Source organism: Micromonospora sp. C28ISP2-4 (genome assembly GCF_030519385.1).
In the GTDB taxonomy this organism is placed as follows: domain Bacteria; phylum Actinomycetota; class Actinomycetes; order Mycobacteriales; family Micromonosporaceae; genus Micromonospora; species Micromonospora tulbaghiae.
The window spans coordinates 81,820-103,294 of the sequence record NZ_JAUMKG010000003.1 but is presented as its reverse complement, the minus strand read 5'-3'; the positions used below and the strand labels follow the sequence as shown (position 1 = coordinate 103,294).

Annotated in this window: 22 protein-coding genes; 13 read left to right on the top strand and 9 right to left on the bottom strand. The window is 72.3% G+C overall.

Going from position 1 to position 21,475, the window contains the following annotated elements:
* Positions 1-92: 92 nt before the first annotated feature.
* On the bottom strand, positions 93-1,286 hold the full coding sequence (locus Q3W68_RS13800; protein WP_302905796.1) for a sugar MFS transporter: 1,194 nt from the start codon (positions 1,284-1,286) through the stop codon (positions 93-95).
* A gap of 15 nt (positions 1,287-1,301) precedes the next feature.
* Here Q3W68_RS13800 and Q3W68_RS13795 point away from each other — a divergent pair, with 15 nt between their 5' ends.
* Both Q3W68_RS13795 and Q3W68_RS13790 read left to right on the top strand, forming a co-directional pair.
* On the top strand, positions 1,302-2,387 hold the full coding sequence (locus Q3W68_RS13795; protein ID WP_302905795.1) for a LacI family DNA-binding transcriptional regulator: 1,086 nt from the start codon (positions 1,302-1,304) through the stop codon (positions 2,385-2,387).
* A 65-nt stretch (positions 2,388-2,452) separates the two neighbouring features.
* Positions 2,453-2,914 (top strand): SRPBCC family protein, encoded by a 462-nt coding sequence (locus Q3W68_RS13790; RefSeq protein ID WP_302905794.1) that lies wholly within the window; start codon positions 2,453-2,455, stop codon positions 2,912-2,914.
* Positions 2,915-2,952: 38 nt separating this feature from the next.
* On the opposite strand, the gene Q3W68_RS13785 is transcribed toward Q3W68_RS13790, so the two are convergent.
* Positions 2,953-4,131: a hypothetical protein gene (locus Q3W68_RS13785; protein ID WP_302905793.1), complete on the bottom strand. Its 1,179-nt coding sequence runs from the start codon at positions 4,129-4,131 to the stop codon at positions 2,953-2,955.
* Positions 4,132-4,259: 128 nt separating this feature from the next.
* On the opposite strand from Q3W68_RS13785, the gene Q3W68_RS13780 reads away from it, so the two are divergent.
* Positions 4,260-5,963: a nucleotidyl transferase AbiEii/AbiGii toxin family protein gene (locus Q3W68_RS13780; RefSeq protein ID WP_302905792.1), complete on the top strand. Its 1,704-nt coding sequence runs from the start codon at positions 4,260-4,262 to the stop codon at positions 5,961-5,963.
* Positions 5,960-6,364 carry a DoxX family protein gene (locus Q3W68_RS13775; RefSeq protein ID WP_302905791.1) on the top strand — a complete coding sequence of 135 codons (405 nt, stop codon included), beginning with the start codon at positions 5,960-5,962 and terminating at the stop codon, positions 6,362-6,364. Before Q3W68_RS13780 ends, Q3W68_RS13775 begins: the two co-directional genes overlap by 4 nt.
* A gap of 24 nt (positions 6,365-6,388) precedes the next feature.
* On the opposite strand, the gene Q3W68_RS13770 is transcribed toward Q3W68_RS13775, so the two are convergent.
* Positions 6,389-7,516: a glycosyl hydrolase 53 family protein gene (locus tag Q3W68_RS13770; protein ID WP_302905790.1), complete on the bottom strand. Its 1,128-nt coding sequence runs from the start codon at positions 7,514-7,516 to the stop codon at positions 6,389-6,391.
* Positions 7,517-7,527: 11 nt separating this feature from the next.
* The gene (locus Q3W68_RS13765; protein WP_302905789.1) at positions 7,528-8,703 is read right to left on the bottom strand and encodes a cellulose binding domain-containing protein; all 1,176 of its coding nucleotides are present in this window, start codon (positions 8,701-8,703) and stop codon (positions 7,528-7,530) included.
* A 212-nt stretch (positions 8,704-8,915) separates the two neighbouring features.
* Between Q3W68_RS13765 and Q3W68_RS13760 the strand changes: the two genes are divergently transcribed.
* Both Q3W68_RS13760 and fmdA read left to right on the top strand, forming a co-directional pair.
* Positions 8,916-9,194: an FmdB family zinc ribbon protein gene (locus tag Q3W68_RS13760; RefSeq protein WP_302905788.1), complete on the top strand. Its 279-nt coding sequence runs from the start codon at positions 8,916-8,918 to the stop codon at positions 9,192-9,194.
* A 21-nt stretch (positions 9,195-9,215) separates the two neighbouring features.
* Positions 9,216-10,469, top strand: coding sequence for a formamidase (gene fmdA / locus Q3W68_RS13755; protein ID WP_302905787.1), 1,254 nt, complete (start codon positions 9,216-9,218; stop codon positions 10,467-10,469).
* Between the two features lie 33 nt (positions 10,470-10,502).
* On the opposite strand, the gene Q3W68_RS13750 is transcribed toward fmdA, so the two are convergent.
* Positions 10,503-11,357, bottom strand: coding sequence for an AraC family transcriptional regulator (locus tag Q3W68_RS13750; protein WP_302905786.1), 855 nt, complete (start codon positions 11,355-11,357; stop codon positions 10,503-10,505).
* A gap of 105 nt (positions 11,358-11,462) precedes the next feature.
* Between Q3W68_RS13750 and Q3W68_RS13745 the strand changes: the two genes are divergently transcribed.
* The 5 genes from Q3W68_RS13745 to Q3W68_RS13725 are packed head-to-tail and all read left to right on the top strand — an operon-like array spanning position 11,463 to position 16,041.
* Positions 11,463-12,464 carry an ABC transporter substrate-binding protein gene (locus Q3W68_RS13745; RefSeq protein WP_302905785.1) on the top strand — a complete coding sequence of 334 codons (1,002 nt, stop codon included), beginning with the start codon at positions 11,463-11,465 and terminating at the stop codon, positions 12,462-12,464.
* Positions 12,461-13,273, top strand: coding sequence for a siderophore-interacting protein (locus Q3W68_RS13740; protein WP_302905784.1), 813 nt, complete (start codon positions 12,461-12,463; stop codon positions 13,271-13,273). The genes Q3W68_RS13745 and Q3W68_RS13740 overlap by 4 nt, the downstream gene beginning before the upstream one ends.
* The gene (locus Q3W68_RS13735) at positions 13,263-14,252 is read left to right on the top strand and encodes an iron ABC transporter permease (RefSeq protein ID WP_302905783.1); all 990 of its coding nucleotides are present in this window, start codon (positions 13,263-13,265) and stop codon (positions 14,250-14,252) included. The genes Q3W68_RS13740 and Q3W68_RS13735 overlap by 11 nt, the downstream gene beginning before the upstream one ends.
* Positions 14,249-15,268, top strand: coding sequence for an iron chelate uptake ABC transporter family permease subunit (locus tag Q3W68_RS13730; RefSeq protein ID WP_302905782.1), 1,020 nt, complete (start codon positions 14,249-14,251; stop codon positions 15,266-15,268). The genes Q3W68_RS13735 and Q3W68_RS13730 overlap by 4 nt, the downstream gene beginning before the upstream one ends.
* Entirely contained in the window at positions 15,265-16,041 is a 777-nt protein-coding gene (locus Q3W68_RS13725) for an ABC transporter ATP-binding protein (protein ID WP_302905781.1), read from the top strand. The genes Q3W68_RS13730 and Q3W68_RS13725 overlap by 4 nt, the downstream gene beginning before the upstream one ends.
* A 19-nt stretch (positions 16,042-16,060) precedes the next feature.
* On the opposite strand, the gene Q3W68_RS13720 is transcribed toward Q3W68_RS13725, so the two are convergent.
* From Q3W68_RS13720 to Q3W68_RS13710, 3 genes are all read right to left on the bottom strand, one after another.
* Positions 16,061-17,038: a phosphotransferase gene (locus Q3W68_RS13720; protein ID WP_302905780.1), complete on the bottom strand. Its 978-nt coding sequence runs from the start codon at positions 17,036-17,038 to the stop codon at positions 16,061-16,063.
* A gap of 181 nt (positions 17,039-17,219) precedes the next feature.
* Positions 17,220-18,116 carry a hypothetical protein gene (locus tag Q3W68_RS13715; protein WP_302905779.1) on the bottom strand — a complete coding sequence of 299 codons (897 nt, stop codon included), beginning with the start codon at positions 18,114-18,116 and terminating at the stop codon, positions 17,220-17,222.
* Positions 18,113-18,496 carry a PadR family transcriptional regulator gene (locus Q3W68_RS13710; protein ID WP_302905778.1) on the bottom strand — a complete coding sequence of 128 codons (384 nt, stop codon included), beginning with the start codon at positions 18,494-18,496 and terminating at the stop codon, positions 18,113-18,115. The genes Q3W68_RS13715 and Q3W68_RS13710 overlap by 4 nt, the downstream gene beginning before the upstream one ends.
* A 92-nt stretch (positions 18,497-18,588) precedes the next feature.
* Between Q3W68_RS13710 and Q3W68_RS13705 the strand changes: the two genes are divergently transcribed.
* Both Q3W68_RS13705 and Q3W68_RS13700 read left to right on the top strand, forming a co-directional pair.
* Positions 18,589-19,836, top strand: a complete 1,248-nt coding sequence (locus tag Q3W68_RS13705; protein ID WP_302905777.1) for an NAD(P)/FAD-dependent oxidoreductase — start codon at positions 18,589-18,591, stop codon at positions 19,834-19,836.
* 8 nt (positions 19,837-19,844) lie between these two features.
* On the top strand, positions 19,845-20,333 hold the full coding sequence (locus Q3W68_RS13700) for a MarR family transcriptional regulator (protein ID WP_302905776.1): 489 nt from the start codon (positions 19,845-19,847) through the stop codon (positions 20,331-20,333).
* Positions 20,334-20,358: 25 nt separating this feature from the next.
* On the opposite strand, the gene mraY is transcribed toward Q3W68_RS13700, so the two are convergent.
* A complete protein-coding gene (gene mraY / locus Q3W68_RS13695; protein ID WP_269696431.1) occupies positions 20,359-21,462 on the bottom strand; it encodes a phospho-N-acetylmuramoyl-pentapeptide-transferase in 1,104 nt (367 codons plus the stop codon).
* Positions 21,463-21,475: the final 13 nt, after the last annotated feature.

The window sequence follows — 21,475 nt, the reverse complement described above, 5'->3', positions numbered from 1 at the left end:
TCGCCGCCCTTCCGGTTGGAGATCATGGCATGACTGTGACTCACGTCGCGGCACCGCTCAAGCGAATTCCACCCCGTCGGTGACCGACCTGCTCACGCGACGCCCCGTCGCGTGGCCCGCAGGCCGCCCCACAGCAGGAGGAAGGCGCCGGCGATCAGGATCGGTTCCAGGGCGAAGCCCGCAGCCAGCCCGTACCGGTCCGCGAGGCCGCCCAGCACGAACGGGGCGGCTGCGGCGATCAGGCCGAGGATCAGCTGCGAGCGGGCGTTGGCCCGGTCCTCCTGCCCGTCGGCGGCGCCCAGGGTCAGCGCCAGCGAGAGCGGGTAGAGGTTGGCGATGCCGACCCCGGACAGGAACAGCGCTGCGACGGCGAGGACCGGCCGGCCGCTCAGCCAGAACAGGACGACGCCGGCGAGGGAGACGGCCAGCGAGGCGTACAGCAGGGTGACGGTGCGGCCGGGACGGCGGGTGAGCCGCGCACCGGCCAGGCGTCCGACGAGGATGCCCAGGAGGTTGCTGCTCAGTGCGGTGCCGGCGGCCGCAGCGGAGAAGCCGGAGTCGATGAGAATCTGAGGGCCGAAGTACACCAGGCAGAACTCGACGGCCGAGCCGATCGCCGTCAGCACGGCGAACAGCCAGCAGGCCGGCGGCAGCCGCCCGGTGTCCCGCGCGGCGTGCCGCTGCGCCGGCACTGGTAGCGGCCGGTTCCGGTAGCGCAGGTGCAGCACCACGAAGGCGACGGCCGGCAGGACGAACGCGGCGCGCCAGCCGATCACGGTGGCCGCCAGCGCGCCGACGGCCAGCGGGGCGAACACCGCCGACACTCCGGCGCCGATGTTGGCCTCGGTCAACGCGCGGTCGCGCCGGCTGCCGTGCCGGTCGGACAGGATCGCCTGGATGACTGTGAGCAGCATCGTTCCGGCCGTGCCGAAGACGGCCGCTCCGGCGAGCGTGGCCGGCACGCCCCGGCCGAGAGTGAACAGGCCGGCGCCGATGGCGGTGGCCAGGGCCGAGCCCCACAGCAGCGCGCCGCGGGAGAGGTGACGGGCGGTCCACGCGAAGCCGGCTCCCGCGAGGGCGGCTCCCGCGGACCAGCACACCTCGTACGCGCCGAGCACCGAGTAGGAGAAGCCGAGCTCGTCCCGCAGCAGCGTCACCGCAGGCGCGAACGCGTACAGCCAGAACGTGAAGCAGCCGAGCGCGGCATAGGAGAGCACCGTCGGCGCGTCGCGGACGAACCCATCAGCGCCGGCGAGCGGGTCCGACTCCTTTGTGTATCGATACACAGCTAGAGTATGGACATGGATCGCTCTGTCGACAACCCGAGGCGACGGCCGACGATGAGCGACGTGGCACGGGCGGCCGGAGTGTCGCCCATGACCGTCTCCTACGCCTACTCGCAGCCGGAGCGGGTCTCGGCCGAGGCCGCGGCGAAGGTGCGGGAGGCCGCCCGGCAACTGTCCTATCCCGGGCCGCACCCGGCCGCCCGCTCGCTGCGTCGCGGGCGCGTGGGGTCGCTCGGCGTCGTGCTGGGCGAGCGGCTGAGCTACGCCTTCGACGACCCACAGGCGGCACGGTTCCTCGCCGGGGTGTCCGACGTGTGCGCCACCGAGGGCGTCGGACTCACCCTCGTGCCGATCACCGGCGCGCCCTCGGACGCGCAGCGCGTCGCCCAGGCCGCTGTGGACGGCTTCGTCGTGTGGACCACGAGCGACGACGATCCGGTCCTGGAAGCCGTGGCCGACACCGGCCTGCCCGCTGTCGTCCACGCCGGCCCGGGCCGGCCGGGGATACCGGTGATCGGCATCGACGATCGCGCCGCGGCCACCGCGATCGGCCGGGTGGCGTTCGTCCGCGCCCGCCGCCCGGTCGTGCTCGGCTTCCCGCTCGACCGCGACCGCATCCGTCAGCTCCTCCCCGCCGGCCGGGTCGCGGAGGTGCGGTTCCCGGTGACCCGCCGCCGGTGGGAGGGCTTCCGCGACGCCTGGACCGACGACGCCCGCGCGGCCTCGCAGCTGCGGCTGGCCGTGTGCCCGGTCAACCATGTCGCCGAAGGTGAGCGCTTCGCCCTCGAACTGCTTCAGGGCGACGAACCGCCCGACGCCATCGCCGCGATGAGCGACGAACTGGCGCTCGGCGCCCTCCGCGCCGCAGCGCGCGCCGGGCTGCGCGTACCCGAGGACGTGGCGGTCACCGGCTGGGACGACAGTGACGCCGCCGGGCCCGCCGGCCTCACCACCCTCGCGCAGTCTCTGCGCGAGCAGGGGGCCGACTGTGCCCGTACGGCGCTCGGCCGTCCCCCCGGGTGCCCGGCGGGGCACGAATGGCGGGTCGTGATGCGCACGAGCACTCGTCGTCCACCCGGTCGTCACGGTCCGGCCATATAGTGACCGCGTTCGCAGTGTCCGACCAGGAGAGAAGGGAACACCACCGGCCCGTGGACAGTGACCACTTGACCCGACCCCCTGTCATCACCGCGCAGATGCTCATCCGCCGTCCGGCCGCCGAGGTCTTCCAGGCGTTCGCCGACCCGGCGGTGACCACGAAGTTCTGGTTCACCAGGAGCAGCGGCCGGCTGGAACCCGGCGCCGTCGTCACCTGGGACTGGGAGATGTACGGCGTCTCCACCGTCGTGACCGTCAAGGACGTGGAGGAGAACCGCCGCATCCTCGCCGAGTGGGATCCGGACTCCCCCACCCAGGTCGAGTGGCGGTTCCTGCCGGGCGAGGGCGACACCACGCTGGTCCGGGTCACCGAGACCGGTTTTGCCGGCACCGCCGACCAGGCCGTGAGCAAGGCGATCGACTCGATGGGCGGGTTCACCATGGTCCTCTGCGCCTGCAAGGCGCTGCTGGAGCAGGGTGTGCTGCTCAACGCGGTCGGGGACGCCCACCCGGCAGGCTTCGGGGACTGACCGCGGCGTCCGCCACAGCCGCCGGCGGTGCGAACCGGTCAGGCGCCGGCCACCGCCACCGGCGCGAACAGGGGCGGCGCCGGATCGGCCGCCCGGATCGCGGCCACGAGCTGCGCCAGTTGCGGGTAGTCGCCGCGGGCCGCACGGAGGAGGCGGTCCGCGGCGACGTGGTTGCCGAGGTACGACTCGGCGGCCGCCCGCAGAAGGAGCGCGACGGCGCAGAGGTCGGTCGGCTCGGCACCGGGGCGGACGTCGAGAAGCAGCGATCGCGCGTCCTCGGGCCGCTGGTTGAGCAGGTGGGCCAGGCTCATCGCGATCCGGGCGGTCAACACGCGCGGCTGCGGCCGGGCGGCGATCCCTGCGAGTTCCGAGATCTCCCGCACCTCGCGGCGTGCCACAGGCGAACCGGTCACCACCGCGGCGTACAGGTACCACAATCCGAACTGGACGCTCAGCGTCTGCCCGATGGCCGCTGCCGCAGCGGGATCGGTGCTGCCCGCACGAGCCAGCGCCGCAAGCCGCTCGGCTTCCCCGACCAGCTCCGCCGACTGCGTGTGTGCAGCGGTCAATCTCCGCTGGTAGGCGGCGAGGGCGAGGAGCGGATCGCCGCCGCAAGCCTGGATGCCGACCCCTTGCACATCGACACCCGCTCGGGCGACCGCCCGCAGTGCCCTGACCACCTCCTCCTGGTAGTAGCCCGCCCGCAGCGCTTCGCGGGCGGCTGCCGGAGCCCGGAGCCAGCGGAGCAGGTTCTGGCCGTCGCTGCGGGTCGAGCGCCCCGGAACGAGGTTGGTCAGGCCGAGCAGCGCCCCGACGAACGCGGCGGCGAGCAACGCAAACCGCGTCAACGCCGTACCGGTGGAAGTCGCCGCGACCACGAGTGCCGTCGCGGTGCCCAGGTTGGTCAGTGGGCCGCCGAGATGGAACAACACCATCCGCAGCGGTAGCGCCGCCGTCGACGGCGAAGGCCGGACCGACACCTCGTTGCGCCAACCGTTGAAGGGCGCGATCCGGACCGCGACGACCGGCAGCCCCAACAGCTTCGCCACGACGAGGTGCCCGCACTCGTGCAGGACGAGGTGCAGCCACAACGACACGCAGGTCAGGCCGGCGACGGCGATCGCATCCGGCACGGACTCGGTGACGAGCAGCGCGAACGCCGCCGTCTCCACCGCCAGGAGGAGTGACACGGCGACCAGCCGACGGCGGACCTTCACCGGGAGATGGTACGGCCGCACGGGCGGCGGCAGGGGTACGCGCGCCCTCGCGCCCGGCATCACCGCAGCCCGACGGTACGGCCGTGAAGCCGCAGCCCGGGCCAGGCGACGTGTCGTAGGCTTCGCCGGTGCTTGAGGTGTCGGGGGACTTCGAAATCCATGTGACGGCCCAGCCCTATGACGCGGAGAGGTTGTCCGCCCTCGCCGCGCGGCACGGGCTGAAGTTCGTCCACATCGTCCTCGACCAGGGTGCCTACGCCTCCCAGCCGATGGTCACGCTGACCGGGCGGGGCACGCACGCCGAGCAGCAGGCCGCGGCGGAGCGCCTGCAGGGCGAGGTGGAGGCGTCCGGGATCCACGTGTGCCGCACGAAGATCGAAGTGGCGCCGTGGGCTGCCGGTGTGCCGAAGTCGGACGAGGAGGCCGCGGCGGAGCCGGCCGCCCGCTACTTCGAGCATCACGTCAAACTGCTGCTGGCCGGGCCGACGGTGGCTCGGACACTGGCGCTCACCGATCTGGTCGAGCCGCACGGGGCACGACTGTCCCGCAACGCGCGCCGGGTACGCGCCGACGGTGTGCAGGAGCGGTTCGTCACCCAGCGCTGCTACCGCGTCGGGCTCGCCACGGCCGGGCAGCGCCTGGAGGCCCTCGTCGCGGCCGTGTCCGCCGCCGGCTTCGAGATCGCCGCGGTAGAGCAGGAGTACGTGGTGTTCGACAGCGGACCGGCCCGCGACCTCGGCTGGCTGCATCCGCCCGGAAGCCCGGAGGAGACGCGGCCGAACGACTGGATGACGAGGCGCGAGAACGCCATGCGGTCCGCGCCCGCACGGTCCCGGGGTTTCCCGCCGACCTACCAGCCGCTGCCCGCCGACGCTCCCGTCCGCCAGCGCGCCGCGTTCGATCCCGCGCTCAAGCACTACCCGAACGCGTACCGCGCCGGTGAGCCGGAATTCCTCGCGCCCGAGATCGGCCGGCGGTGGAGGGCCGCCCGGCGTACCGCGCTCACCGGCGTGCTGGCGGCGATCGCGGCGGCCCCCGTGGGCCGCCACCTGGTGCTGCGGGGCAGTGCGCTGATGCCGGTCCAGGTCGGCGCCGCCGCACGTGAGCCCGGCGATCTGGACTTCGTCGTCGTCCCGCACACGGTCACCAGCGGCAGCGACGAGGCCCGTACGCTGCTCGACGCCGTCAAGGCCGCCGTCCGGAGCATGCCGGACGCCGGCCTGCGACCGGACCGGATCAGCGAGGCGGCCATCTGGACGTACGAGCGGGCCGACGGCCGCCGCCTCGTCGTCCCGTTCGGCGTCGCCGGAGCGCCGGACGGCCACGTTCAGATCGATGTCGTCTTCGGCGAGGAGCTGCCGCTCCCACCGGAGGCGGTGATGCTCCCCGGTGTCGCCGATGCGGTGCTCGCCGCGCCCGCCGCGCTGGCGCTCGCCTGGAAGCTGCTGTGGCTGGCCACCGACGCGTACGCGCAGGGCAAGGATCTGTACGACGCGGTTCTGCTGGCCGAGACGACAAGCGTGGACCGGGATCTCGTCCGCCGCCTGATGCGGCCGGAGCTGGGCGCCGAGGCGGACGGCTTCGTCGCCGAGGACGTGCTGACGTGGAGCATCGACTGGGACAACTTCGTCGACGAGTACCCCGGGATCGAGGGACCCGTGGAGCAGTGGATGAGACGGCTAGCTCTGGCCCTCGAACGCGCCTGGGGACAGCCCGAGTCAGCTGAGCCGGCCGGACCCAGCGATGAGTTCGCTCGCCCTGGCCGGTCTGACCTGGTGTATCCGATCGGATGCGGAGAACCGGCAGACCGCCAGGAGGGACGAGAACCATGACCGTCGTAGACACCACTCCCCCGCCCGTCACGCGCGGGTTGCACCGGACCCTCTGGGCGCTGCAGGGCGTCCTCGGAGTCTTCCTCATCGTCGCCTCCGCCGGCCCCAAGCTGTTCGGCGAGACGAACGCGGTCCAGACCTTCGAGGACATGGGTGCCGCGCCCTGGTTCCGCTATCTCGTCGGCCTGCTGGAGCTGGCCGGTGGCGTCGGGCTGCTGGTGCCGCGACTCGCCGGGCTGGCCGCCGTCGGGCTCGCGCTGCTCATGGTCGGCGCCGCCGTCACCCAGGCGTTCATCCTGGACGGCGGCGCGCTGCTGCTCACACCCGTGGTGCTGTTCGCGCTGTTCGTGTTCATCGCGTGGGGCCGCCGCCACTCGATCCGCCGGCTCCTCAAGCGCTGAGCTGGGGGTGCGCCGGCCGATCCGTCAGGGCGTCCAGCGCACCCCCGGGTTCACCCGCCCGAACCAGTCGAAGACTGCCATGTTGTCCCACTGGTTCCCGGTGCCGTTGATGTTCGCCGGGTCCCACCCGTTGCCGCTTACTGCGTACCAGGTCGGTTCCCAGTAGAAGACGCCGACGGCGCCGGCGTTGCGGGCGGTGTTCTGGACCCAGTCGAACTCCTGGGCCTGCCCGGCCCAGGTCGCGCCGATGCCGTCGCAGGTGGCGTCGCCGATGGCGTTCGGCTCGCTGTCGGCGTTGTCCCGGGTGAAGGGGTACGCGGTCTCGACGATCACCACCGGCTTCCCGTAGCGGTTCCGCAGGTCGACGATGTTGTTGTAGAGGTTCGCCAGGCTGCCGTGCCACATGCAGTAGTACGACAGGGCCGTCATGTCCCACTGCACACCCTGGGCGCGGATGCCGTCGTAGAACCACCGGGCGTTCGGGTTGCTGTCGGCGTTCGCGGTATGGATCATCACCGGGATGCCGCCGCCGCAGGCCTTCACCGCGTTGTAGCCCTGCTTCAGCAGGCCGGCCAGCGGGGCGAAGTCGTTGTCGACGACCTTCCCCTCGTTCCACAGCATCCCGACGTTGATCTCGTTGCCGATCTGCACGCTGTCCGGCAGGGTGCCCTGCCCCCGCAGGGCGGCACAGACGTCGTAGGTGAAGGCGTACACGTCGTTGCGCAGCTGGCTCAGGCTGTGCCCGGCCCAGGCGGCCGGCTTGTACTGCTTGCCGGGGTCGGCCCAGGTGTCGGAGTAGTGGAAGTCGATGAGCACCTTGAGGCCCTTGGCCTTGGCCGCGCGCGCCTGGGCCAGCACCCTGCTCTTGTTGTTGTAGCCGCTGGCCGGGTTGTTCCAGACGCGCAGCCGGACGTAGTTGACGCCGGCGGACTTGAGGATGTCCAGCGGATCGCGGGCGACCCCGCCGGCGTCGTAGTACTTCGCGCCCAGGTCCAGGCTGCGCTGCAACGACGAGACGTCGGCGCCCCGCATGCTGAGCGTGTTCGCGGCGGCGGCGGGCGCGGGCGTACCCCCGAATGTGGTGGTGGCGGCGAGGACGACGGCCGTGACGGCCCCGGCCAGGCTGCGGCGGCGGTGTCGGGGTGTGGTCATGAGACTCCCTCTCAGCCGACAGTGCAGGGGGCGCCGTTGAGCGAGAAGCCGGTCGGTGGCGCGTCGCTCGCGCTCCACCGTCCCTGGAAGCCGAAGGTCGCGGAGCCGTTCGGCGCGACGACGCGGTTCCAGTCGGCGTTGCGGGCGGTCACGGCGGCGCCGGTCTGGCCGACGGTGGCGTTCCAGGCGGTGGTGACGTGCTGGTCCCCGGGGAAACTGAAGGTGACGACCCAGCCGTCGACAGGCGCCGTCCCGGTGTTCTGGACCGTCACCGCCGCCACGAAGCCGCCGGGCCACTCGGACTGGTTCCGATAGGTCACCCGGCAGGTCGAGGGCGGTGGGGGCGGCGGAGTGGACGTCGTGGGCAGGGTGACCGTGTCGGACGCGATCGACACGTTACCGGCCGCGTCCCGGGCCCGCACGTAGTACAGGTTGCGCAGCGGCGTCGACGAGGGCAGCGACGCCGTGTACGTGGTGCCCGCCACGGTGGCGACGCGCGTCGAGGTGAACCAGCCGTCGAACCGGTAGACGTCGTACCCGAGCACGCCGGTGTTGTCAGTCGACGGCGACCAGGACAGTGTGGCGGTCGAGGCGGTCACCTCGCCGACTGTGAGGTTCTGCGGTGCGCTCGGCGGGGCGGTGTCCGGGCCGGTGTCCGTCACCGGGGTGACCACCGTGAGCGCGTCGGTGGAGGGCGAACGGCGGCCGTCGCCGTCCCGGGCGGACACCCGGAACGAGTACTGCCGGCCCGGCTGGATGTAGCCGGTGATCGTGGTGGTGGTGACGTCGCCGAGGCTGACGCCGTAGACCACGTCGTCGAACGCCTGGTAGTAGGTGATGTCGTACCCGACGACGGGGCAGCAGCCGCGGGTGGCGGCGGTCCAGGTGAGGGTGACCGACGTGGTCCGTACCTCGGTGGCGGTCAGGTTCGTGGGCGCGCTCGGCGGGAACGGCGTGGTGCTGGGCGTGCTCGGCGTCGACGTGACCGGCGGCGCGGTCCCGGTCGGCTCCGCGACGGACACCGCGGCGCCGCCGGGCGCCGGCGCGACCTGAGGGTAGGCGGTGCCGGCGCCGGCCGGCGGCACGGCGCCCAGCACGGTGGCGAGCACCGCCGCGGACAGCACGGCGGCGGCGAGCAGGCCCGGCCGCAGGCGGCGGAACGGCGAGGACGAGGAGACGGCTGCCATACGTCGACGATGCGGTCAACCCATCGATGATCGCCAACGTATCTCACGTCTCGGTCGGTGCGGCGGCCCAGCCGGCCCGTCGTGAGGGCGGAAGCTCCGTCTCATTCGTCGTTTTGCGCCGCTCTTGTGGTGAATCGCCCACAATCGAGCTGACGGGTGAGCCGCCGCGGAACGGCCACCGCACGCACGAGAGGCCGGGACGGGAAACGGCGATGGCCACCTTCGAGTACCGCTGCCAGCAGGACGGCAACTTCGACGTCACGCTGCCGGTCGGCGCCGCGGACCCGTCGACTGACTGCCCCCGGTGCGGGGGCCCGGCGACGCGGGTGTTCTCCGCGCCCCGGCTGGGCCGCATGCCGGCGGCGCTGCGCGAGGCCATCGACCGGACCGAACGCAGCGCGGAACAGCCGGAGGTGGTCGGGCGGTTGCCCGGTCGCCGCCCGGTACGCCGCTCGACGAACCCGGCCCACGCCCGCCTGCCGCGATGGTGACCACGAGAAGGGCTCAACGCCGTGCCTGAACTGCTGTTCCCCCTCGACTCCGCCAAGAGGTTCACCGACCAGGAGAAGGTCGGGCACAACCGCTGGCATCCCGACATCCCGCCCGTGGCGACGGTACGGCCCGGACAGTCGTTCCGCGTCCACTGCCGGGAGTGGTTCGACGGCGCGATCCACAACGACGACTCCGCCGAGGACATCCGGGACGCGCCGCTGACCCGGGTCCACGCTCTCAGCGGCCCGTTCGCCGTCGAGGGCGCCGAGCCGGGCGACCTGCTCATGGTCGACATCCTCGACATGGGGCCGATCCCGCAGGAGTCCGGTCCGCTGGCCGGCCAGGGCTGGGGCTACACGGGCATCTTCCCCACCGGCAACGGCGGCGGCTTCCTCACCGAGCAGTTCCCCGACGCCTACAAGGCGGTCTGGGACTTCACCGGCCACAAGGCCACCTCGCGGCACATCCCCGGGGTCTCGTTCACCGGGATCTCCCACCCGGGGCTGATGGGCACCGCCCCGTCCGCGTCGCTGCTGGCCACCTGGAACCTGCGGGAGGGTGCGCTGATCGCCACCGCGCCCGACCGGGTGCCGCCCCTGGCCCTGCCCCCCGAGCCGCAGGACGCGATCCTCGGCGGCCTCACCGGCGCCGACTTCGACCGGGTGGCCGCGGAGGCGGCGCGGACCGCTCCGCCCCGGGAGAACGGCGGGAACCAGGACATCAAGAACTTCACCGTCGGCAGCCGGGTCTTCTACCCGGTGTACGTGCCGGGAGCCAACCTGTCCGTCGGCGACCTGCACTTCTCCCAGGGCGACGGGGAGATCACCTTCTGCGGCGCCATCGAGATGGGCGGGTTCATCGACCTGCACGTGGACCTGATCAAGAACGGCATGCAGACGTACGGCGTCGCCGAGAACGCGATCTTCATGCCGGGCGACACCCCGCCGCAGTTCTCCCGGTGGCTGGCCTTCTCCGGGATCTCGGTCACCCTCGACGGCGAACAGCGGTACCTCGACTCGCAGCTCGCCTACCAGCGCGCCTGCCTGCACGCCATCGACTACCTGACCCGCTTCGGCTACCAGCCGGAACAGGCGTACCTGCTGCTCGGCGCCGCACCGATCGAGGGCCGGCTGTCCGGCGTGGTGGACATCCCCAACTCCTGCGCGACCGTCTACCTGCCCACCGAGATCTTCGACTTCGACATCCGCCCCTCGGCCTCCGGTCCGACCCGGATCGATCCGGGCAGGGGCGCCCCGAAGGCCACCATGAGGTGAGCAGGTGACAGCACCACCGTTCCGGCAGGCTGATCAGGAGGTTCGCGCCGCGCGGGGCGCGGGGACGTCGGCGGTACGGCGCATCGCGGCGGCGCGACCCGGCGTGTAGCCGTACTCCCGGGCGAAGGCGGAGATGAACGCGGACGGGCTGGCGTACCCGATCCGGCGGGCGACCTCGCCGACCGGTCGGGTCTCCAGCAGCGCCAGCGACGCGCGCAGGCGCAGCTTCGTGCGCCACTGCGAGTACGACATGCCGAACTCGCGGTCGAAGTCGCGTTGCAGCGTCTTGACGCTGACGTGCAGGCGGTCCGCCCATTCGGCGAGCCCTGTGGTGTCACCCGGGTCGCTGGCCAGTGCCGTGGCGACCGCCACCGCGACGCCCGTACCGCCGGGCGGCCGGTCGTCGGGGCCGGACCGGGGAGCAAGCCCGGCCATGACGCGGCTGCGGGCGGCGGGGGCGTCGCGTTCGTCGTACCCCGGGGTGGTCAGTGCCAGGACGAGCCCAGCGGCCCCGGCATCGATGGCGGCGACGCCGGCCCGCAGCCCGTCGAGGGCGGCGGGCACCTCGCGCAGGCAGATCCGGTACACCGTCTGCCGGTCCGCCGCGTGCACCTCGTGGGTGACACCCCGGTGCACCCAGAAGACCTCGTCCGGTCCGAGGAAGGTCGTGTGCGGGCCGTGGCGGGCGGAGAGCAGACCGTCGGGTGACCAGTAGAGCTGGTGCAGGAAGTCCTCGCGGTTCTCGGCGAACGCCAGCCGGGTCACCGACCGGTAGCGCAGGACGAGGATGCCGTCCGGGCGGCCGAGGCCGTAGCCGAACTCCTCGCAGCTGACCGGATCCGCCGTGATCGGGCCGGTGACCATCACGCTCTGACCTCTCCCCGACATCGGTTGACCTCTGGGCGACATTCCGCCCGCGCGAGTAAGGCTAGCCTAAGCTCTGCAGCCCAGCGGGGCTGCACCTCTGTGTTGAGACCCCGAAGGAACTGGCAGATGTCCGTACGACAGCACTGGCGCGTGATCGCCGCCGCCGCGGTGACGCTCGCCGTGGTCACCGGTTGCGGCTCCGACGGAGGCGACTCCGCCGCCGAGTCCGGCGACGCCGCGACCCGCGTCTTCGCCGCCGACAACGGTGAGATCACGATCCCGGCCGACCCCAAGCGCGTCGTCGCCACCGGCTACGCGGTGCCGGTCCTGATCGAGGCGGACGCCGCCCTGGTGGGGATCTCCAGTTGGAAGCGCGGCCTGGCGCTGATGACCGAGCAGGACCGGGCCACCTACGAGCGGCTGCCGAAGGTCGCCGGCGAGGCCGCCGCCGAGACCAACTACGAGGCCGTCGCCGCGGCGAAGCCGGACCTCATCGTGATCGGGGTGCCGAAGCCGGCCCTCGGCAGCCTCGACATGAAGCGGCTGGAGAGCATCGCGCCGGTCGTCGCGATCGGCCCCACCACGCCCGCCGCGTGGCGTGAGCTGTCCCGCCGTCAGTCCGACGCCGCCGGTCGCGGCGCGAACTTCGAGGCGGCCAAGGAGGCGTACGAGAAGAAGGCCGCGGAGCTGAAGGACAAGTACGGCACCGCCCTCGCGGGCCTGAAGTTCGGACACGTGGGCAGCTACGGCGAGATCGCCAAGGGCACCTTCCACCGCGAGTTCGCCGGGTCGTGGGGCACCAACATCGCCCAGGACGCGGGCGTGACCTACTACGGCGAGGTCAAGGAGAAGGGCGGCGGCGGGCTCGACGTCACCGAGTACCCGGCGATCGAGGAGCTGCCGAAGAGCCTCGGCGAGGCCGACGCGATCACGTACACGCTCCAGCCCGACGGCACGCCCGCCGAGGCGGTGAAGCAGGTGCTCGACTCCGCGCTGTGGAAGAACCTGCCGGCGGTCAAGGCGGGCCGGGTGTTCGGGTTGCAGTACACGGAGGCGTCCACGTACGAGTCGGCCCTCAGGACGCTCGACTCGATCGACAAGGCATTCGCGCCGCTGCTGAACCGATGATCGATCGCACCGACCCGGCGGGCCGGGTCGCCGCCCACCACCGCGCAGGCAGTGGCACGGTCCGGATCGGCTACCCGATCGGGGTACGCACGGTCCGGGTCGTCGCCCGGCGGCGGCTGACCCCACGCATGCTGCGGCTGACCCTCGGCGGCCCGGCCCTCGCCGGCTTCCACACCTACCAGGCGGACGACCACGTCAAGCTCGTCTTCCCCGATCCGGACGGCACCCGCCGCGACCCTGTCCCGGACGGACGGGGCATGCTCGACTGGCCGCGCCCGCTGCCGACCACCCGCAAGTACACGGTGCGCCGCCACGATCCCGCCACCGGCGAGATCGACCTGGACTTCGTGCTGCACGACGGGGGTGTCGCGTCGGCGTGGGCGGACGCGGCGGCGGTGGGCGACGAGGTGACGATCGCGGGCCCGCCCGGGGCGAAGGCGTTCCCGCACAGCTACGACCACTACGTCTTCGCCGTCGACACCACCGCCCTGCCGGCCGTGGCACGGTGGCTGGAGGAGTCGCCGGCCGACGTGTCGGCGCACGTGGTCGCCGAGGTCGACGACCCGGCCGAGCGGGACTATCCGCTGGCCGCCCGCGACGGGGTGACGGTGACATGGCTGGTGCGCGCGGCCACCGGGTCCACGCTGGCGCGGCAGGTGACGTCGCTGCGGCTGCCGGCCGGGCGGACGTTCCTCTTCGCCGCCGGCGAGGCCGGTGACATCAAGCCGCTGCGGGCCTGGAGCGCCCGCCGCCTCGACTCGCTGATCACCGGGTACTGGAAGCGTGGAGTCGCCGGGCTTGAAGACTGACCTGTCCCGGCGGGTGGCGTTCCTGCTCGTGTCCGTCGCGCTGCTGGTCGTCGCGGCGGGCGCGAGCATGGCCGTGGGCGCGCGGCCGGTCGCGCCGGTCGAGGTGTGGCGGGCGCTCACCGACTTCGCGGCCACGACCGACCACCTCGTCGTACGCGACATCCGGCTGCCCCGGACGATCCTCGGCGTCTGCGTCGGCGCCGCCCTCGGCGCGGCCGGGGTGTTGATCCAGACGCTGACCCGCAACCCGCTGGCCGAGCCCGGCATCCTCGGCGTGAACGCCGGGGCCGGCTTCGCGATCAACCTGGGCGTGCTGGTGGGCGTCGCCGGGTCGCAGGCGGGCCAGCTCGTGCTCGCGGTGGCCGGCGCCGCGCTCGCCGCGGTCGCCGTCTACGCGGTCGGACGGACCTCGCCGCTGCGGCTGGTCCTGGCCGGTGTCGCGCTGAGCTGGGTGCTGATGGGCGTCTCACTCGGCCTGCGACTGGGCTTCCCCGACGTCTTCGACAGGTACCGGTTCTGGTCGGTCGGGGCACTGGCCGGCGCCGGGCGGACGCCGCTGGTGCTGCCCGTGCTGGTGACCGTGGTCGCCCTGGTGGCCGCGATGGCCGCGACCCGGCCGTTGAACGCGCTCGCCCTCGGCGAGGACGTGGCCCACGCGATCGGCGCTCACGTGACCCGGACCCGGATCACGGTCCTGGTGCTCGTCACGGTGCTGACCGGTGTCGCCACAGCGGTGGCCGGCCCGATCGCGTTCGTCGGGCTGATGGTGCCGCACCTGGCGCGGCGGCTCGCAGTCGACTCGATTCCGTGGATCATGGCGTACTCGATGCTGCTCGGCCCGATCCTGCTGCTCCTCGCTGATGTCGGCTCGCGGGTCCTGCTGCCCACGGGCGAGGTCCCGGTGTCGATCGTCACGGCGTTCCTGGGCGCTCCGGTGCTGATCTGGGCCGTCCGCCGCTACGGGGCGGCGGCGCTGTGAGCACCGTGACGCTGCGGGCGGGACGGTTCCTGGTCCGGGTCGAACGGCGCACGGCTGTCGCCTCGGCCGGGCTCGTCACGGCAGCGGCGGCGCTCGCCCTGCTGGCCCTGAGCCACGGGCCGCAGTGGGCGACACCGGCGGAGGTGTTCGACGCCCTGTTCCGGGGCGGCGACGCGGGATTCGTGATCCGGGAGTGGCGGCTCCCCCGGGTGGTCGCGGCGCTGATCTTCGGGGCCTCGCTGGGACTGGCCGGGGCGGTCTTCCAGAACCTGACCCGCAACGCGCTGGGCAGCCCCGACGTGATCGGGCTCGACGCGGGCGCGTACACCGGGGCGCTGGTGGCGATCACGCTGCTGAACGGCACCGCCGGGCAGCTCGCGGCCGGGTCGGTGGCGGGCGGGCTGCTCGCCGCCGCCCTCATCTACCTGCTGTCGCTGGACTCCGGGCTCAGCGGCGTCCGGCTGGTGGTCATCGGCATCGCCGTCAACGCGATGCTGACCGCGCTGAACTCCTGGATCGTGCTGCGGGCCGAGATCGACGTGGCGCTCGCCGCGACCGGGTGGAACGCCGGCTCTCTCAACGGCGTCGACTGGGCCGAGGTGCGGCTCCCGTTCGTCGTCATCGGCCTGTTCGTCCTGCTGCTCGTCGTCGTCTCGCACGCCATGCACCAGGCGGCGCTGGGCGACGAGATCGCGCGCACCACAGGCGTACGCCTGGGCCGGCTCCGCCTGCTGCTGGTCCTGGCCGGGGTGGGCTGCACCGCGACCGTGACAGCGGTGGCCGGGCCGGTCGTGTTCATCGCGCTCGCCGCGCCCCAGATCGGCCGGCGGCTCGCGCGGGCCGCGGGTGTCCCACTGGTGCCGGCGGCGCTGACCGGCGCGGTGCTGCTGCTGGCCGCCGACCTCGTCGCGCAGATGCTGCTCGCGCCGGTCGCCCTGCCGGTCGGGGTGGTCACCACGGCGATCGGCGGTTGCTATCTGATCTGGCTGCTCGGCATGGAGGTGAAACGGCGGTGACCAGTCGTCTGATCGCGGAGGACGTCACGCTCGGCTACGGCGAGCGGGTCGTGTCGGCGGGGGTGAGCCTGGCCGTGCCGGACGGCGCGTTCACGGCGATCGTCGGGCCCAACGCATGCGGGAAGTCGACGCTGCTCAAGGCCATGGTCCGGTTGCTCACGTCGACGTCGGGCGCGGTGCGCCTGGACGGCCGGGACGTCGCCGAGCACCGGCCGAAGCCGTTCGCCCGCCAGGTCGGCTTCCTGCCGCAGGGCCTCGTCGCGCCGGAGAACATCGTCGTCCGGCGGCTCGTCGCCCGGGGCCGCTACCCGCACCAGTCGCTGCTCGGCACCGGCACCGCCGCCGACGAGGAGGCCGTCCGGTCGGCCATGGCGGTTGCCGGCGTCACCGACCTGGCCGAGCGGCCCGTCGAGGAACTCTCCGGCGGCCAGCGGCAACGGGTCTGGATCGCCATGGTGCTGGCGCAGGAGACGCCGTACCTGCTGCTGGACGAGCCCACCACGTTCCTGGACATCACGCACCAGTACGAGCTGCTGGCGCTGTTCGCCAAGCTGCGCGACGAGGGACGCACCGTCGTCGCGGTGCTGCACGACATCAACCAGGCGTGCCGGTTCGCCGACCACATCGTGGCGATGAAGGCCGGCCGGATCGTCGCGCAGGGGCCGCCGGCCGACGTGGTGGACGCCGACCTCATGCGGGAGGTCTTCGGTCTGCCCAGCGTGGTGATGCCGAACCCGGTCACCGGCACACCGATGGTGGTGCCGACCGTGTAGAACGCTTCGAAGAGCGCCGTCACGTTGCGGCGAGCGCCTTGGTGATGTTCCGCTCGGCCAGATCCAGCATCCACTGCCGGTCCGGGAAGTCGGTGTCCGCGATCCGCAGTGGCCCTTCGATCAGGGACAACGTCTGCGCGTACCGGTAGAGCTCCAGCCGCTGGGGATCGAGATCGACCGGACGCAGCGCCGCGTACGTTTCACCGAAGCGCATCTGCAGCCAGGCGTGGTCCCATTCGACATCGAAGTACGTCAGCCCTTCGAAATCGATCATGACGGCCTCACCGGCGGGTGTGACGAGCACGTGATCCGGGCCGAGTTCACCGTGCACCAGCCCGTACTCCTCGCGCGGGGTGACCGCGCTCCTGAGGTGGCGTACATGGGCGGTGACCCGGTGATGGCCATCGGCCAGCCGGGCGTCACGGGCCGCTGCCGCGTCGAGGTGGCCGAGCGCACGGTCGACGATCACGTCCTCCGTGCGTCGGACCTGGGATGCCTCACCTCGGGCGACGGCCGCTACCTTGCCGTAGTGCGGCCCGCAGGCGGTGTGCATGCCCCGCAGGGCGTCACCGAGCGCGGACAGCGGCGCGGCAGCGGCGGCCGGGTCGTGTTCCAGCAACGCCTCCAGCCGTACCGAGCCCGCGTCCTCGACGAGCGCGATGTCGGCGTCGAGGTGGCGGCCCTCCCGGTCGATCATCATCAGATGCGGGACGCGCACACCCGCTGCGGTGAGCGCCGCGTGACCGGCGGCGAAGAGATCCGCGCCCGACGCATCCGTGAACGGGTCGTCCGGGACAGCCGGCGACGGAGGCCAGTAGTTCTCGTCCGCGGCCCACACGTACAGCATCACGGTTGTCCGGTCGTCCAGCCGAAGCCGGTAGACGCCCTTCTTCGTGCCGCCGGTCAGCCGGTCCAGGGCAGCGAGCCGCCGGTCGGAGCCGAACTGGTCCGACACGAGGTCGTGCAGGTCATCCGGCTGCAGGAAGGTCCGCGTCATGGCCGCCTCTCGTCGTACCGAGGCGGCAAGGTTGCCAGGCCGGGAAGCGGCGCACAACCGAGTTGACGGCCGTCCGGCGCGCCCTCGCCCGGTCCGCGACCCGCCACCACAGCTCTGCGGCCGGTCGGTGCTCGACTCTTCGCGGGGCGGTCAGGCCGGGGCCGGACCGCCCCGCCGCCGATCAGGCGCGAGTGCGCTGCCGCTGCCGGGTCGACACGACCGCGACGACGGCCATCAGGACCGCGACGACCAGGGACGGCAGGGCGTCCGGCCGGCGCAGCAGTTCCCCCGTCAGCCCGGCGTTGTCCAGCTGGTGCAACGTGCCCAGCAGCAGGGTGGGCACGACGCCGATCAGCAGTCGCTGGTCGGCGGTCGCCACCCACAGGAAGGCGGCCACCCCGGCGACGACCATGACGGCGGCGACCATCCGCGGACCCGCGTCGACCATGCGAAGGCCGCCCGCGGGGATCAGGTGCAGGGCGAGGATGCCGGCGGTGGCCAGGGCGGCGTTGGCCCGGGGCGCCGGCGGCACGTCAGCCGGGCGCCGCAGACCCAGCACGATCAGCGGCGCGGCGACGACCGGCGCCCACCACTGCGGCAGGCCGTTGAGGAACAGGTGCTGAGAGATCACTGTCGGCACAACCGCCGCGGTCACCGCCAGAACGGCGGCGGTGCGGGTACGGCCCGCAACGAGCGCCACCAGTGCGGCGGTCAGCACGACCTCGTGGATGCCCTGATTGCGCAGGACGGTCAGCGGGTCCGCGAACCCGCCGTACTGCAACGCCTCGGCGATGTCGTCCAGGCCGATGAGCACTCCCAGCGCCAGCACCGCCAGGGCTCCGAGGTGGATGCCCTGCCAGAACAGCACGGCGGCGGGCCGGGGCGCGGTGCTGCCGCCGTACACCCTCAGGCCGCCCCGGACGAGCGCGGCCGCCTCCCGGAGGCTGGGCCAGCGACGGTCGGTGGGGTCGTCGCCGATCAACGTGTCGATCAGCTCGTCGGCGCGTTCGCGGCGGTAGCCGGCCGGGTAGGCCCGCAGCAGCATGCGGTAGCGCTTCTCCAGGACATCGGAACTCATGCGGGTCTGATCCTCACTGTGGAAGGTTGACTGGCACTTGCCTGCGATGCGACACGGCGTGGCAGGCGGTCCATGACCACCCGGGCGGCCTGGGCGAGCCGGTCGGCCTCTTCGGTGAGTACGCGACAGCCCTCGTCGGTGAGCCGGTAGTAGCGACGGGCGCGCCCGTTGACGATCTCCTCACCGTCGGCGGTGACGAGTCCCTCGCCGAGCAGCCGGTCGATCACCGAGTACAGCGATCCGGCGGCGAGGGTCACCCGCCCGTCGGAGAGCTCGGTCACCCGCTTGATCACGGCGTAACCGTGGAGCGGACCGCCGAGCAGGGCGGCGAGGACGAAGTACGACGGTTCCCGTAGCGCGGGACGCGAAGCAGATCCCATGCCGCCGAATATACAACCAACTTGAATATCCGTCCAAGGCGACTGTTCACAGTGCCCCTTGCCCAAATTATCTTAATGGTTAAGGTAATCGGATGAGCGCATCGACCGACTTCTCCGTGGCGATCGCTGGCGCCGGCCTCTCCGGCCTCTGCCTCGCCCAGTACCTGACGCGCGCCGGCATCGACGTCCACGTCTACGAGCGGGACCCCGGCCCGTTCGTCAGGCGGCAGGGCTACCGGATCATCCTCGACCGGTACGGTCTGGCGGCGCTGCGCGAGAGCCTCCCCCGCCCGCTGTACCGCCTGGCGCTGGCCACCGGCGACGAGCCCGGGGGGCACCTGCGCTTCACCGACAGACGGCTGCGGGACGCCTTCACGATCACCTTCAAGGACGATCCGCACGAGACCCGTCAGGTGGACCGGCTGACGCTGCGGTCGATCCTCCAGTCCGGGCTGGACGGGCGCATCCACTACGGCAAGGCCGCAGTCGCTGTGGACAGCGGCGGTCCGGCCGGGCTGCGGCTGCGGTTCTCCGACGGCGGTGCCGCCGCGGCGGCAGTCGTGGTGGGCGCGGACGGCGTCGGTTCGGCGCTACGCGCGCAGCTCATGCCGGACGCCGACCCGGCCGACACCCCGATGGCGGGCATCTACGGCCGGTCGCCGCTGTGGCGCGACGGCACGAGCGTCATCCCGGACGCGCTGCGCACCAGCGGAGTCCTGTCCATCGCCGACCGGCCGGGCAGCGCCTTCTTCTTCACCTCCATGCGGTTCGGCGAGAGCCCACGGGAGGCGTTCACGCGGCTGGCCCCGGGCAGCTACGCCCCCACCGGCGACGACTACGTCATGTGGGCACTGCTGCTCCGGCGGGACGAACTGCCGACCGGCGTCCGCGGCGACCTGCGGGCGCTGTGGCACGTGGCGGCTCGGAGGAGCATCGACTTCCACCCGCTCGTCCGGCGGCTGGTCGACACGGCCGAGCTGGACGCCACGGTGCTCAACCTGTTCGCCACCGGCCGGCGGCCACACCGGTGGGCGGTGCCCCGGGCGACGATGACGGGCGACGCCGTACACGTCATGCCGCCGTTCGGCGCCCACGGCGGCAACACCGCGCTGCGCGACGCCGCCCTGCTCGGCCGCAAGCTGGTCGAGGCTCGAACGAAGGGCACGCCGGTGGAGGAGGCGATCGCCGCATACCAGGACGAGATGGTGCCGTACGCCTTCCGCGCCGTCGACACCGCCGCCAGACTGATGCACCGGCTCACCGGAGGCGCCACGGCACCGCACTGGGTGCTGACCCGCGTGCTACCTCGGCTGCACCGGGTCACCGTGCCGGAGGCATGATTGCCCGCATGTCCCACGATCCGGCCCGTGTCTCCGCGGTCGCCGACCTCATGCGCGCCGGGCGGGAGACGTCGCGGCTGTCCATGGTGTTCCGGTACGCCATCGCGGAGCGGCTGGGCGTCACGGTGAGCGACCTGGAATGCCTGGACTACCTGGCGGACGTCGGATCCGCCACCGCGGGGCAGATCGCCGAGCGGACCAGCCTCACCACCGGCGCGGTCACCAGCATGCTCCGCCGGCTCCAGCAGGCGGGTTACGTGACGGCCGAACGCGATCCGGCAGACCGGCGCCGGGTCGTCGTCGCGATACGGCCGGAGCGGATCGCCGACCTGGAGCGGCCGTACGAACGTTTCGCCGAGCGGGCGGAACGGCTCGTCGAGGGCTACCGCGCCGAGGAGGTCCAGCTGCTGGTCCGGCACCACCACCGCCTGCAGGCGATGTACCTCGCCGAGCTGGACCACCTCCGCGACCACGGCACCGCGCAGCGGCCCGCCTGAGCCGGCGCCTCCCGTCGCTGCCCCGCTATCCCACGGTCGCCAGGAAGTCCGAGTAGAACAGGCCCAGGCCCGCCGCGACGCAGACGCCGGCCACGATCCAGAACCGGACCACGATTGTCGACTCGCTCCATCCGGCCAGCTCGAAGTGGTGATGCAACGGCACCATCCGGAACACGCGTCGGCCGGTGGTCCGGTACGAGACGATCTGGATCACCCAGGTCGTGGTGATGATGACGAAGAGCCCGCCGATCAGGATCGAGAGCAGCGTCGTACGGGTCACCACCGCGAGCCCGCCGATCAGGCCACCCAGCCCGAGCGCCCCCACGTCACCCATGAAGATCCGCGCCGGGGACGTGTTCCACCACAGGAAGCCCACACAGGCACCGGCCGCGGCTGCCGCGATCATGGCGATCTCCAGGGGATCGCGGACCTGGTAGCAGTACTCGTTCACGCGCGCGTACCCGTCGTCGGCGCACCAGTGCCGGTACTGCCAGAAGCCGATCAGCGAGTACGCGCCGAGCACCAGGATCGACGCGCCGGTGGCGAGGCCGTCGAGGCCGTCGGTGAGGTTCACCCCGTTCGACATCGCCGTGATCACGAAGATGAAGACCATGACCGCGCCGACCTTGCCGACGTCCAGCCAGCTGATGTCGCGGATGAGCGAGATGTGTTCGCTGGCCACGGTCTGGCCGTTGGTGCTGGGCACGTAGAGCGCGGCCACGCCGAATCCGCCGCCGACGAGCGCCTGGCCGAGCAGTTTGCCCTTGGCGGACAGCCCGTCGGAGTTGCGCCGGCGCACCTTGAGGAAGTCGTCGAAGAAGCCGACCGCGCCGCAGAAGACGAACAACCCGAGCAGCACCAGGGCCGTCATGGTGGGGCCCTCCTGCGCGATCTGCCGTTCCGGCAGCGTGGTCAGGGCGAGATGCCCGGCGACGTACGCGAGGACCGTCGCCACGATGAAGACGACGCCGCCCATCGTGGGCGTGCCCACCTTGTGCTCGTTGCTGGCGAGCCCGATGGACCGGATCGGCTGACCGGCCTTCAGCGCGGTGAAGACGCGAACCGCCACCGGCGTGCCGAACAGGGAGATGACGAACGCGACAGCGGCCGCCACGATGACCGCCCTCACCGGCGGACCTCCA

What these genes read in the sequence shown, in the direction of transcription:
- Q3W68_RS13795 (WP_302905795.1), top strand. Translation starts at nt 1,302, where the DNA reads ATGGATCGCTCTGTCGACAACCCGAGGCGACGGCCGACGATGAGCGAC.
- Q3W68_RS13775 (WP_302905791.1), top strand. Translation starts at nt 5,960, where the DNA reads ATGACCGTCGTAGACACCACTCCCCCGCCCGTCACGCGCGGGTTGCAC.
- Q3W68_RS13770 (WP_302905790.1), bottom strand. Translation starts at nt 7,516, where the DNA reads ATGACCACACCCCGACACCGCCGCCGCAGCCTGGCCGGGGCCGTCACG.
- Q3W68_RS13765 (WP_302905789.1), bottom strand. Translation starts at nt 8,703, where the DNA reads ATGGCAGCCGTCTCCTCGTCCTCGCCGTTCCGCCGCCTGCGGCCGGGC.
- Q3W68_RS13760 (WP_302905788.1), top strand. Translation starts at nt 8,916, where the DNA reads ATGGCCACCTTCGAGTACCGCTGCCAGCAGGACGGCAACTTCGACGTC.
- Q3W68_RS13750 (WP_302905786.1), bottom strand. Translation starts at nt 11,357, where the DNA reads ATGTCGGGGAGAGGTCAGAGCGTGATGGTCACCGGCCCGATCACGGCG.
- Q3W68_RS13745 (WP_302905785.1), top strand. Translation starts at nt 11,463, where the DNA reads ATGTCCGTACGACAGCACTGGCGCGTGATCGCCGCCGCCGCGGTGACG.
- Q3W68_RS13740 (WP_302905784.1), top strand. Translation starts at nt 12,461, where the DNA reads ATGATCGATCGCACCGACCCGGCGGGCCGGGTCGCCGCCCACCACCGC.
- Q3W68_RS13720 (WP_302905780.1), bottom strand. Translation starts at nt 17,038, where the DNA reads ATGACGCGGACCTTCCTGCAGCCGGATGACCTGCACGACCTCGTGTCG.
- Q3W68_RS13715 (WP_302905779.1), bottom strand. Translation starts at nt 18,116, where the DNA reads ATGAGTTCCGATGTCCTGGAGAAGCGCTACCGCATGCTGCTGCGGGCC.
- Q3W68_RS13710 (WP_302905778.1), bottom strand. Translation starts at nt 18,496, where the DNA reads ATGGGATCTGCTTCGCGTCCCGCGCTACGGGAACCGTCGTACTTCGTC.
- Q3W68_RS13705 (WP_302905777.1), top strand. Translation starts at nt 18,589, where the DNA reads ATGAGCGCATCGACCGACTTCTCCGTGGCGATCGCTGGCGCCGGCCTC.
- Q3W68_RS13700 (WP_302905776.1), top strand. Translation starts at nt 19,845, where the DNA reads ATGTCCCACGATCCGGCCCGTGTCTCCGCGGTCGCCGACCTCATGCGC.